Genomic DNA, 10,361 nt, shown 5'->3' on the forward strand with positions numbered 1-10,361 from the left:
ACACCACCATAGAGACCTGAGCGCCGGTTATGGCCGCACGCTGCGCAGTTCGCGGGCTACGCGCACGGCCATAACCTCTAAGCGGACCAATGTTCCCGACGTGCTATGGCAGCGAATTCATCTCGCGGGACCTCGATCTCTGGGCCTATGCTAAGCACGTAACCTTGGATTTTTCCCGCCCCGGAAAGCCAACGGACAATGGCTTTATCGAGGCGTTCAACAGTAAGCTGAGAGCCGAATGCCTGAACGCCCACTGGTTCATGAGCCTTGCCGATGCCAACGAAAAGTTGGAGACTTGGCGTAGACACTACAACGAAGACCGACCCCACAGCGCGATCGGATACAACGTCCCGATCACCCTGCACTATCCCGGCGACGCAGCCAGCCCGTCGCTATGACCAAGCCGGAAAACTCCAGCTTCCGGCGGTCCAAGGTTGGGGAGCAGCGCACAAACCGGCAGACTCTCGTTATGATCGAGGGACCAATGGGGGGCAGGTCAATCTTGATAGCGTCTACAACACCCCCAATGTGGCCGTTGTGGCGTGGCAGCAACGCCCCACGGACGACAATGCATGTCCAGAAGGAGGCGGATGCGTCCGGTCAGCGTGTACGCATTCGATTGCCTCGGTAAGTCGCCAAGACTTGCGCGAATCTATCTGTGCGGTGCCGATGGCTCTCCCGGTTATAGTGGCCCAGATTCGGATTGCCGAAGGGTCCATGATGTTGCGAGAACCCATACCAGAAGCCGCCTCTCCGCCTGCGTCCGGGCAGGTCGATGTCGTTCGTCTGGCCGCCTGCCTGATCGTTGCTGCAATTGTCATCGCCGCGCTTTACATCGGCCGGACGGTGCTAGTGCCTCTGGCTATTGCTTTCCTGATCAGCTTTGCGTTGAGCCCGTTGGCGATTTGGCTCAACCGATGGGGCTTGCCGCGCATCGTCTCGGTGTTGATAGTGATGGCCTTCGTCGGCTTTATTCTTGCTGGGCTGACCTTACTGATCGGCACGCAGATCCGTTCGCTCAGCGCGCAATTGCCGACATATCAATGGACAATCCGGTCCAAGTTCGACGACATCAGAGAGCAAATGAGTGGCCCAGGTATTTTTGACGGTGCATGGTTGACCGTCGATACCGTGCAAAGCGAACTTACGCCCGAACCGCCCGCAGATGCCCAACCGTTGCCGCGCGTTCAGGTCGTCGAGCCGCCTGCCTCACCGCTGCATACCGCAGTCGCCTGGCTTGCCCCTGCCCTAGCACCGCTGGCGACAGCAGGTGTTGTGCTGGTTTTTGTGTTCCTGGCGCTGCTCGATCGCGGCGACCTGCGGGACCGGCTGATACGCCTTTTGGGCGGCGATTTGCATCGATCAACGGATGCACTGGAGGAGGCCGGCAAGCGGATATCGAAATACTTGCTAATGCAGTTGTTGGTGAACGTGACCTACGGTATCCCGATGGCCACAGGCCTGTGGTTCATCGGCGTCCCCGGCTGGCTGCTTTGGGGTGCGCTGGCCGCACTGATGCGGTTCATTCCTTATGTCGGGGCGTTGCTTTCGGCAATTTTTCCGCTGACGCTTGCCTTCGCCGTCGATCCAGGTTGGAGCATGGTGATCTGGACGCTGGTCCTAATCGTCACGCTTGAACTGATCAGCAACAACATTGTCGAGCCGCTGCTTTACGGCACGAGCACCGGGCTGTCTGCAATCTCGCTAATTGCGGCGGCGACGTTCTGGACGGCGCTTTGGGGACCGGTGGGATTGATCCTGTCTACGCCGCTGACGGTCTGTCTACTCGTGATCGGCCGTAATCTGCCACAATTGCAGTTCTTGGACACACTGCTGGGTTCTACACCCGTCTTGGATGTGTCGACCCGGATCTATCAGCGGCTGATCGCCGACGATCCTGAGGAGGCAATCAAAATCGCTGAAGAGGCAATTGCAGAAGGCACCGTGACCGAATTCTACAATGACCACGGGATCGAGATTCTGCGACGGGTCAGTGACGCCTATCTGGCTACAGCCCGTGCCGAACACCGTCTGCGGGTGGCAAACGGAATGGATTTGCTGCTGGACGACCTGCGCGAATCCCATCCGCCAGCTCCTCCACCGGCCGGGCCTCCGCGTATCGCCTGCATTGGCGGCAAATGGGAAATCGACTCCGTTGCCTGCGAGATGCTGGTCCATGCCCTGACATTGGATAGCATCGACGCGGTCGAGCGGCGCGAAGGCATCGTGACGACCCGCCATGTTGCCAAGTTGGATCTGGACGGGGTCGAGGTCGTATGCCTGAGCTATTTCAGCCGCGATCCCGAAGCGGCCGCGCGCGCTTTCTGCCGACGCCTGCGCAGCCGTTGGCCGGCCTGCAAGATCGTGCTGGCGCTGTGGAATGCTCCGGCGTTGCTGCTGGACCCCGAGCGGATTTCAGCGATGGGCGCCGATGAGGTCGTGACCTCGGTCGCCGAGGCCGTCCGGCGCATCCATCGTGTCCTTGCACCTGAAGCTCTTCAGCAGTTGCAAAAGGTCGAAGCTCCGGCAGATGATGCCGCGCGCGTTGCGGCCCTTGCCGGGACAGCCATCCTTGATGGTCATGCGCGCGAAGAACTGGACGGTCTGGCCAAACGCGCCGCGGATGTCTTTGCCGTCAAGATCGCAATGATTTCGGCGGTGGATGCCACGCGCGAATTCATCATCGGGCAAAACATCGACCTGCCCGGCAACCCGGCCCGCGACAGCCGCGACATGATTACCATGCCGCGCCACGAGGCGATCTGTGATCATGTTGTATCATCGGGTGACGTGCTGATCGTGCCCGATACCGATCGCGATCCACGTTTTGCCGACCACCCCGCGATCGAGTTGTGGCAGGCCCGATTCTATGCTGGGGCGCCGCTGACGACGGCTGACGGGATGGTGCTGGGTGCGCTATGTCTTTTGGACCCGGAGCCGCGGAAACTTACTGAAGACGAAGTCAAGCTGTTGGATGCAATGGCGGTTGATGTCGTCTCGATTATCACCGGTGAGGAGGCATCCGATCAGCCGCCACCCGAGGCAAAGCCCGCATCGAATGCCGTGGGGCAACGGGTACCGGATTGACTGTTCATAGATGCGAAATAGCACCTGTCGACAACGACAGACCCAGAACAGCCCCCCTTCCCAAGCTATTAGCCTATCCGGAGTGTTTAACTTATGGTCAAACCCATCAAACGCCGACGGCGTAGCACCAAACCGCGACGCACTCGGACGACCGCTTCGCCCCTCATCAATAGGTTGAGACTAGTCATTGATATTGCTTCCATGACAGCGGCCGCTTTGAAAACACTCTCCCCGATACCGGCGATCGGTAAAAAGCGAAGTACGCCGAAGAAGGCGATTACGGGAACGAATACGGTGAAGCGGAAGACTGGCGATGCCATTCGCGCCAATACGTCGATGCACCTTCGCATGGGTGTGCATGAGTGTGAGCATGGCACAAGGCGTTATAAAATATACGAGCCAAGCACTAACCGTGGGTCGTCAAAGGCATCACCCCTATTGGTCATGCTGCATGGCTGCGGTCAGACGCCTGACGATTTTGCCATCGGCACTGGCATGAATGCCTTGGCCGACCAGTTCGGCCTGATCGTCGTTTATCCCGCCCAGGCACGCGACGCACATCCTAACCGATGCTGGAACTGGTTCCATCCTACAGTACAAAACCGGGGAGCAGGAGAGCCGGCAATTCTCGCCAGCCTGACGTGGGAAATTCTGCAAACGTACAATGTTGATCCCGCCCGGGTCTACATCGCCGGCCTATCAGCAGGCGCCTCAATGGCTCTGCTAATGACCTCTACTTATCCGGAACTTTTTGCCGCTGTTGGCGTCCATTCCGGTCTTCCTGCCGGCGCGGCCCGCGATCAGGCTTCGGCGATGACTGCGATGCAGCGTGGAAATCCCGGAGCGAGGTTGATTCATCCCATCCCGACGATCATTTTCCATGGCAGTCACGATCCTGTGGTCAATCCCAGAAACGGTCGGCTGGTTGCCATCCGCGCACGTGAGCCCCATCAATCACTGCATGGTGCCGCTACAAACAGACAGACCCCGAATGGCCGCGCCTATACTAAGACAGTCTATCGAAAAGGATCAGGACGCCCGCTGGTCGAGCACTGGAGTATCAAAGCATCAGGTCACGCCTGGTCAGGCGGAACTGCGAAAGGGCGTTTCACTGACCCAAAGGGCCCGGATGCATCGCGTGAGATGGTTCGCTTCTTTATCCGTCACAAACTGTCGGCACGGAAGCGCTCATGGCTGGCTTCGGCCCAGACCTCAGATTAGCTGACAAACTACAAGTGGTTTGCTTCAAGCGGTCTGCGGTTCGCTTTTTTACTCAAAACAGACGCCGCCCGAAGAGTGTTAGCAGCTCCGCAGGAGGGCGTCGTGATGAAATCAATCGGTCCAAACCCGCCATGTCCCGGCGAGTAGTGGCGACGGGGCCAGCTCAATCAGATGGACTGGCCCTTTATTCAGGCATCAGGCTGGGGGCTTATCTTCGAAGCGGGGCAGTGCAAGTAGCTGTTCCCGTGTCCAAGGCAGGTAGATCCGCAGCTCGGTATCCTTGCGATAGGCAACAAGTTCTTTAATGGGGATGGCGACGCGATGCTCGCCCATCCCAAGGAACCCGCCAACATCGATGATCGCCTCGGTGACATCAGCACCCTGCGTCGTCGCTGCGCCATCGGCGAATTGCACAGGAGGCGTGGTGGCCTCGGTCGGCGTCGTAGTATTCACGTCGGATCCGACACCGCTGATCGTATCATCCGCTGCGGCTAGGGCTTCGCCCGTCGCACTGGTCGCGTCTTTAGCAGGGTCAGCCGGCGTCGGTGCAACTGTGGGGGACGGCATCGCAGCTGCGGGACTGGTCTCGCCATTGCTGAGGACAAGCGCATGAACCTCACCGATCTGCTGGCCGGTGGCATCATAGACCGTTGCACCGTCCAGATTGCCGGCGCTGAACACGACCTGTTCGGCCAGAAAGCCCTCCGGGGCGGTGATCTGGGGGACGGGCATGGTCGAGGGGGCGGCCGCCGATGCGGCGGGATCGGGGGCGGTCTGGGCCACGGCTGCACCAAGGCCAAGCGACAGGACGAACGCCGTCGCGGTAACAAGATGGGTCATGGGATTTTCCCCCATGCGCGGTTTCGCCGGCGTCACGAACCCGTATCGATCCGAAATGTTCCCGGCCCGTTCGCGGAATGACCGCACGTTATTACCTAAGCATGTCCGTGTGCATCTTCGCGACGAAATCGCTGTTGCGATTGGAGTCTGCCGTGAACTGAATGCTTGGATCGATGCGTTGCGGCTTCTGCTCGAACAGTTGGCCATCCGGATGCCATGAGGTCTGCGGGCCTGTCTATATTTTCGGACAGCGCTGAGCGAAGGGAGTGTCCTCTATCAAGGTGACGGATGGTTGCATGGGCCTAAATTCAAGCGCAATCCCCGTTCTCCTCGACGCAAAACTCAGGATGGCGCCAAGAGGTGACGGGATCAGATGCCTAGACGGGCGCTAAACCTGCTTGGCAGCGAGCCGTAATCAATCACCACGGCTCAGGCCCCGGTGCCCATCCCCTCGATCGGGTCGATCGCCGCGGCACAGGCGGTCGAACATTACGAGATTGCCCGTTACGGCACGCTAAAGGAATGGGAGCTGCTGCTGGGTCTGGCCGATGCGGCCAAGCTGCTGGGCCAAACCCTGGCCGAAGAATCCGCCACGACGAAACCCTGACCAAGATCGCCGAGACCGAGGCCAATTTTCTGGCCGTCGAAGTCGCCTGAACCAGCCGGGCGCGGCGGGGCATTGCCTGGCCCGCCTAGATTTCCGGCTCGAGTTGTTTGCGCAGCATGTTCCGGGCTCGGTTCACGCGGCTTTTGATCGTGCCGATGTCGCAGCCCAGAATGGCGGCCGCCGCGAGATAGCTTTCCCCCAAGGCACCGACCAGAATGATCGCTTCTCGGTAATGCGGAGGCATGTCGCGCAAAGCGGCGCGCATTTCCAGAAACTGCATATGCCATTCCTGTGTCGCCTGCACCCGCGGTTGGGCCGAGACGCAATCTTCCGACCCCGTGCGCTCGCGTGCTGCCTTTCGACAATTGGTGTAGAAGCGGTTGCGCATGATGGTGAACAGCCACGCCCGCAGATTGGTGCCCGGCGTGAAGCCACCCGCATGCTCGATGGCGCGCAGCAAGGTTTCCTGCACCAGATCCTCGGCCTCGGCATGGTTGCGGCAAAGGGCACGGGAGTAGGCGCGCAATGCGGGGATTTGTTCAAGCACGTCTTCCAGCATCGGGATATTCCCAGCGGCGAAGGGTCATAAACACAATGATCGGGGGGTGTGCGGGGTTCCGGACCGTTCCCGCCATGGGCGAGAAACCGCGGGTCACCTCAGTCCTGCCCGCCGCGCGGCGGCTCGCCTTTCTGCCGCATTTGGCTGGCCTCAAGTGCTTGGGCCAACCGGTCGGCCAGCTCACGCAAGCGCGGCGGGATCGGCTCATTGCGCGTCTGCGCCAGCAGATCGGCCAAGGCACGATCCAGCTCGGGGTCCTGCGGGTCGTTACCCTTTCCCTGCGCCATTATTTCCTTGATCCTTTTGGACTGACGAGCATTCTAGCCGAAAGTGGCTAGAATGCAGACGCGAAAACCATCGAACCGTTGGATTTGTTTCCGGGCGGGGCAAAAAACCTCGCATCCCGTCAGATGTTCCGACGGCACGCGTTTCTGCAGGAACGAATCCGACGGGTTCTGGTTCTTGACGCCTATTTCACATTCTTGGCGCTCTACCGAACCGCGCATCGGACGTGATGAGCCAAGGGAGGGGGCAGCTGGTCCTTGCCCGCCCTATCGGACAATGGAAATGAAACATTTCAGGAAGGATCAAGTCGCATCTCCGCGTGCCGATCTTCGGGAACAAAATCAACTGCGCCAGCCCCATCAACGCTGGCGGCGAGATGATCGCGGTATCATGTGGATACTGATTGCGGCCTTGGCCGCGTTTTCCGGGGTGATATGGCTGCTCGTCGGATGGTTGCTGCCCTGAGGCTTGCTCAACAGGCCAATATCGTAGCAGATCAGCCGCCGAGCGGGATCTCGATCTTCTGCTAAAAGCGGTTGCGATGGATCGTCATGACCCATGATGGGTAGGCAAGAAAAGCGCATTCCTCAACCAGCATGACGCAGATCTACCGTCCCTATGAAGCAGATCTCGCTTTTGCGCCAGATGACGTAGCGTGTCGACACGGTTTGCAGCAGGTTACGCATTGCCGCGCGCATCCGTCAGCCGACGGGGCGGAATGAGGCACGCGATTATGTTGTGTTCGAGATGGTGTGCGGCGCATTTCTGACCTGCGGCAGGATCCGCGCGGGTGCCGCAGATGCGCAAAATTGAACTGCACATAGGCCACGCCCATCACGTTTTCGGCGCGACTCTCCACCCGGCGTCCGGCTGGTCGTCGGGTGCCGCGTGATCGCCAAGGCCAGCCCGCACTCGCATGTTCCTGTCCGACCCAATGGTTTGCTTGGTGTGGGGTTAATCAGGCGGTACGTCTAGCCATTCGGCGAGCAGTTCCAATCGGGCGCGAAAGATGGGACGATCCTCCTCATCGCGGATAAGGACGGTGATGCGGTGACGATTGCCATTCGGGATCACGTCCCGCGCAATCGGCGGCAGTGAGGCAAGGGCCATGTTGCGCGCCGCCCGCCTGTCAGGCAGATCCTGCCCGGCATCGTCTTCAACCAGTCGTAGGCCGTCGTCTATGTCGAAGAAATAGCGGGGCATCGCGTCCTCTCAATACGGCAGATGCAGGTAGTCCGGGTCGAACTCAGCAAAATCCATCAGGCGTCGGATATCGGGAATGGCGATCTGGCGGTCACGGATATCGATCAGCCCGTCATCGCGCAGGGTCGCGATTACCCTCTGGGCATGAACCACGGTGATCCCCAAAGTGTCGGCAAGCTGCTCCTGTGTCATCGGCAGGGCAAAATCCTCTGCCCAGCCGATTGAAGCAAAGCGCAGGTAGAGCTCGCAAAACAGATGAGCCATTTGCCGATCGGCCCGCCGCTTTCCCATATTCACCAGCCACTCCCGCAGGACAGCTTCATCGACCAGCGTCGCCCACCACATGGCGCGGGCGATGCGCGGATGGTTTTGCAGCAGTTCCTCGATCTCACTGCGGGCGATGTCCACCACCCGGCAGGGGGTAAGCGTGCCGATGCTGTGATCCATCCGGCCCAGAATGGCGATATGCATGTCACACCAGTCGCCGGGAATCAGAAGAGCCATGATCGAGCGTCGCCCGTCGGGCAGGATCTTGTAGCGGCAGGCGATCCCCTCAAGAATGGCATGAACGAATTCGGGGTCGTCGCCATGCCGGATAATATCGGTGCGCGCCGGCACTGTGCGCCAGTCGCGGATCAGATCGCGCAGCCTTTCCTTGTCGTCGGCCTGCAAGGCCGCGCCATTCGCCAGCTTGCGCGCAACCGTGTTCGGCATGATGCCTCACCCCGAGCAGAGTCCTGACGGACAACCCACGTCTGCGCCGGTTGTTCCCGGCATGCTACGGGTTATTCGCGCCAGCCGTTTAGGGCGCTCCGGGCATTCCGACGATAGAGGTCGGCAGTGGCTGCGTCGCAGCCCATGATCCCGGCGGCGTCTTCCGGCGCAAGGCCCAGGACATCGGTCAAGATGATCGCCTCGCGGTCCTTTCCTGACAGATGTCGCAGCGCCCGGACCAACGGACCGCCGGGGCCCGCTGGCATCGAATCGTGGCGTGTCCCTGCTTCGCGCGAAAATTGGCAGATCAGGCGCAAGAGCCAGTCGCGGCGCAGCGGCCGTTCCAACCCATTCCCGGCCAGCCGGATTGCCTCAGTCAGGGTACGTTCCAGCAATTGCTCGGCGCTGTGATCGTCGGGGCGTACCAAACGAGCAAAAGTGCGCAGGGCGGTCAGGTCTTCCTGCGAATTCGGGGAATTTTGGTCCAACGGGTCCACTCGCTTTCGGGGAAGAGGCAAGGGTGCCCGAATGTGTCGAATTCCGCGCCAACATATGTAAGGCCGGGCGGAAACAAATCGTGGTGTCGCAGGTTAGAGCCGTTCCGGAACATCACTGACGCATCCTCAATGATGCCTGTGAGCCGAGCGAAAGGAACTCATGATGAATGATACCACTGGAGCACTGGTTTCGTCGGCCAATGTGAGTGGCACCGCGGTTTACGGCCGCGATGGCAGCCATATCGGCACCATCGACCACCTGATGATCGACAAGGTTTCCGGCAAGGTTGCCTATGCGGTGATGGGCTTTGGCGGTTTTCTGGGCCTTGGAGAAGAGCATTTGCCCGTGCCCTGGCACGCGCTCAGCTACGATCTCGCCATGGGCGGCTTCGTCACTGACCTGACCGAGGCGCAGGTGACCGGCGCACCCGCCCGAAGCGAAAACTGGGACCGGGACCGCGAATGGGAGACCCGGACCTACGACTATTACGGCATTCCGCCGTACTGGGTCTGAATGCCCCGCAAACATCAGCCAAGAGGAATTGACAATGGACCATACTCTGCATCAGCGGCTGAACGAGGCCGAGCTGACCGATGCCGCGCTTTCGGGCGCGACCATCTACGGACCCGAGGATGAGCGCGTAGGTACCGTCTCGCATCTGCACGGATCGGGGCCGGGCGCGCAGGCCGTCATCGATGTCGGTGGTTTTCTGGGCCTTGGGGTGAAGCCCGTCGCGATCGGGATCACGGAAATTGATTTCATGCGCGACGAGGACGGTGCTGTCCATGGCGTGACGCGCTATGGCAAGGAGGATCTCAAGGCTCTCCCGGAACATCGCCATTGACCTTTTCCGGCGGCACCGACCGGTGCCGCCACCACCTTGAGCAGGGGTTGAAAATGCCAGGCAAATCAAAAGCCCAGCAAAAGGCAGCGGGTGCCGCTCTGTCCGCAAAGCGCGACGAGACGCCGAAAGGCGAATTGCGCGGTGCATCCAAAGAGATGGCAGAGTCGATGACCGAAGCCCAGCTGGAAGAAATGGCCAGCACCAAACGCAAGGGCAAGCCCGAGCATGTGAAACAGTGATGAATGCGAGGCCTAGCGAAGGCAAACAACTCCTCGTCAGGGTCACGTTTGCCCGAAAGAGGTGCCGCGATGATCTGGGCGGCGATCATGGAAAACGTGATGCCATTGCCGCCAAAGCCCATAACGGCATGGGCGCGGCTGAAGCCCGGAACCCTGTCGATGATCGGCAGGCCGTCGCTGGTATTGCCGAAGGGTGCAGCCCAGACATAGGCGGGCGAACCGATCTCGATTCCGCAAAGATTGCGCAATTTCAGCGCGATGCGC

The 10,361-nt window shown here is 60.2% G+C and carries 15 protein-coding genes and 1 pseudogene; 10 read left to right on the forward strand and 6 right to left on the reverse strand.

What is annotated here, in order from left to right; genetic code table 11:
• Positions 1 to 107: 107 nt before the first annotated feature.
• From IB235_RS24030 to IB235_RS24040, 3 genes and pseudogenes are all read left to right on the forward strand, one after another.
• A pseudogene (locus IB235_RS24030) lies at positions 108 to 398 on the forward strand (integrase core domain-containing protein); the annotation flags it as partial.
• Positions 399 to 720: 322 nt separating this feature from the next.
• Positions 721 to 3,087, forward strand: a complete 2,367-nt coding sequence (locus IB235_RS24035) for an AI-2E family transporter (protein WP_192338878.1) — start codon at positions 721 to 723, stop codon at positions 3,085 to 3,087.
• Positions 3,088 to 3,288: 201 nt separating this feature from the next.
• Positions 3,289 to 4,308 carry a PHB depolymerase family esterase gene (locus IB235_RS24040; protein ID WP_225612604.1) on the forward strand — a complete coding sequence of 340 codons (1,020 nt, stop codon included), beginning with the start codon at positions 3,289 to 3,291 and terminating at the stop codon, positions 4,306 to 4,308.
• A 195-nt stretch (positions 4,309 to 4,503) separates the two neighbouring features.
• Here the strand turns inward: IB235_RS24040 and IB235_RS24045 are convergent, their stop codons facing one another.
• The gene (locus IB235_RS24045; protein WP_192338880.1) at positions 4,504 to 5,148 is read right to left on the reverse strand and encodes a photosystem reaction center protein H; all 645 of its coding nucleotides are present in this window, start codon (positions 5,146 to 5,148) and stop codon (positions 4,504 to 4,506) included.
• Here IB235_RS24045 and IB235_RS24050 point away from each other — a divergent pair.
• The gene (locus IB235_RS24050; protein WP_192338881.1) at positions 5,147 to 5,368 is read left to right on the forward strand and encodes a hypothetical protein; all 222 of its coding nucleotides are present in this window, start codon (positions 5,147 to 5,149) and stop codon (positions 5,366 to 5,368) included. The two genes, IB235_RS24045 and IB235_RS24050, sit on opposite strands and share 2 nt — an antisense overlap.
• A gap of 219 nt (positions 5,369 to 5,587) precedes the next feature.
• Positions 5,588 to 5,755, forward strand: a complete 168-nt coding sequence (locus IB235_RS24055) for a DUF892 family protein (RefSeq protein WP_370576989.1) — start codon at positions 5,588 to 5,590, stop codon at positions 5,753 to 5,755.
• Positions 5,756 to 5,840: 85 nt separating this feature from the next.
• Here the strand turns inward: IB235_RS24055 and IB235_RS24060 are convergent, their stop codons facing one another.
• Entirely contained in the window at positions 5,841 to 6,314 is a 474-nt protein-coding gene (locus IB235_RS24060; protein WP_192338882.1) for a sigma-70 family RNA polymerase sigma factor, read from the reverse strand.
• Positions 6,315 to 6,412: 98 nt separating this feature from the next.
• Positions 6,413 to 6,601, reverse strand: coding sequence for a hypothetical protein (locus tag IB235_RS24065; RefSeq protein WP_192338883.1), 189 nt, complete (start codon positions 6,599 to 6,601; stop codon positions 6,413 to 6,415).
• Between the two features lie 280 nt (positions 6,602 to 6,881).
• Here IB235_RS24065 and IB235_RS24070 point away from each other — a divergent pair, with 280 nt between their 5' ends.
• Positions 6,882 to 7,064, forward strand: coding sequence for a hypothetical protein (locus tag IB235_RS24070; protein WP_192338884.1), 183 nt, complete (start codon positions 6,882 to 6,884; stop codon positions 7,062 to 7,064).
• Positions 7,065 to 7,553: 489 nt separating this feature from the next.
• Here IB235_RS24070 and IB235_RS24075 read toward each other — a convergent pair whose 3' ends face one another.
• The 3 genes from IB235_RS24075 to IB235_RS24085 form a co-directional block, all read right to left on the reverse strand.
• Complete coding sequence (locus tag IB235_RS24075; RefSeq protein ID WP_192338885.1) at positions 7,554 to 7,802, reverse strand: hypothetical protein; 249 nt, start codon at positions 7,800 to 7,802, stop codon at positions 7,554 to 7,556.
• A 9-nt stretch (positions 7,803 to 7,811) separates the two neighbouring features.
• Positions 7,812 to 8,516 carry a Crp/Fnr family transcriptional regulator gene (locus IB235_RS24080; protein ID WP_192338886.1) on the reverse strand — a complete coding sequence of 235 codons (705 nt, stop codon included), beginning with the start codon at positions 8,514 to 8,516 and terminating at the stop codon, positions 7,812 to 7,814.
• Positions 8,517 to 8,587: 71 nt separating this feature from the next.
• Entirely contained in the window at positions 8,588 to 9,004 is a 417-nt protein-coding gene (locus IB235_RS24085) for a sigma factor-like helix-turn-helix DNA-binding protein (protein WP_192338887.1), read from the reverse strand.
• Between the two features lie 172 nt (positions 9,005 to 9,176).
• On the opposite strand from IB235_RS24085, the gene IB235_RS24090 reads away from it, so the two are divergent.
• From IB235_RS24090 to IB235_RS25445, 4 genes are all read left to right on the forward strand, one after another.
• Positions 9,177 to 9,527 carry a PRC-barrel domain-containing protein gene (locus IB235_RS24090; RefSeq protein WP_370576990.1) on the forward strand — a complete coding sequence of 117 codons (351 nt, stop codon included), beginning with the start codon at positions 9,177 to 9,179 and terminating at the stop codon, positions 9,525 to 9,527.
• A 34-nt stretch (positions 9,528 to 9,561) separates the two neighbouring features.
• Entirely contained in the window at positions 9,562 to 9,858 is a 297-nt protein-coding gene (locus IB235_RS24095; RefSeq protein WP_155042539.1) for a PRC-barrel domain-containing protein, read from the forward strand.
• A 53-nt stretch (positions 9,859 to 9,911) separates the two neighbouring features.
• A complete protein-coding gene (locus IB235_RS24100) occupies positions 9,912 to 10,097 on the forward strand; it encodes a DUF3008 family protein (RefSeq protein ID WP_192338888.1) in 186 nt (61 codons plus the stop codon).
• The coding region (locus tag IB235_RS25445; protein ID WP_225612605.1) for a hypothetical protein at positions 10,097 to 10,361 on the forward strand (265 nt) is incomplete at its 3' end. The genes IB235_RS24100 and IB235_RS25445, both read left to right, overlap by 1 nt.

This window comes from Paracoccus sp. PAR01, assembly GCF_014851995.1.
GTDB lineage: Bacteria > Pseudomonadota > Alphaproteobacteria > Rhodobacterales > Rhodobacteraceae > Paracoccus > Paracoccus litorisediminis.